The following is a 921-nucleotide window of genomic DNA, read 5'->3' on the forward strand; positions in this document are numbered from 1 at the left end:
ACCGGCGCCAGGAACGCCTCCCAATGGGCCTGAGTATTGCCGGCAAAGGTCTCGCGGAAGAAGGCCTTCAGCGGCTCCTGCTCATCGCCGGGCGGGATCTTCGCATAGGGGAGCAGGTCCACCCGCCCCAGGGCGGTGAGCAGGTTCTCTGCAAACTTCACTTCCGAGCCACCGATCACGATGAACCCGCCATCCGAGGTCGGATAAATCGAATTCATCGCCGCCCCGCCAAAGCTGCGCATCTTCTTCGGTTCGGGCGCCGCGCCCTTGCCAAAGGTCGGCCCCAGCACGTTGGGCGTCCAGGCAATGGCGGCGTCATACATCGACATGTCGATATAATCGCCCTCGCCTGTCTTCTCGCGCCGGTAGAGCGCCATCAGGATCGCCGACAGCGCCATCAGAGAGGCGGAGGCATCCGCAAAAGGCACAGGCGGGGGCGCGGGCTGCCCATCGCTGAGGCCGCGCCCCAAATCCATCAGCCCCGTCATCGCCTGCACCACCAGGTCATGCGCGGGCTTCTGCACATGCCGCCCTTCCTGCCCGAAGGCCGAAATCGAGCAATAGACAATCTTGGGGTTCCTCGCCGAAACGGCCTCATAGCCAACGCCCAGCCGCTTCACCACACCGGGCCGGAACGCCTCGACAAACACGTCGGCCTGCTCGGCCAGCTTCAGCAGAAGTTCGACGCCCGCAGGGTCTTTGAGGTTCAGCTTCAGGCTGCGCTTGCCGCGCGCCACATTGCGAAACCACACAGTCGTCCCGTCCGGCGCCCGCTCGCCAATCTCGCGCACCGGCTCGCCCACGCCATTGGCCGGCTCCACCATGATCACGTCGGCCCCATGATCGGCCATCATCATCGTCATGTGCGGCCCAGGCAGGAAGGCCGACAGATCGAGAACCTTGAGACCGGCGAGTTTCATG

The 921-nt window shown here is 64.6% G+C and carries 1 protein-coding gene; it reads right to left on the reverse strand.

The window, feature by feature from the left end:
• A partial coding sequence (locus HPO_RS19375) for a CaiB/BaiF CoA transferase family protein (protein WP_035602907.1) occupies window positions 1–921 on the reverse strand: 921 nt, incomplete at both ends.

This window comes from Hyphomonas polymorpha PS728 (genome assembly GCF_000685315.1).
Taxonomy (GTDB): domain Bacteria; phylum Pseudomonadota; class Alphaproteobacteria; order Caulobacterales; family Hyphomonadaceae; genus Hyphomonas; species Hyphomonas polymorpha.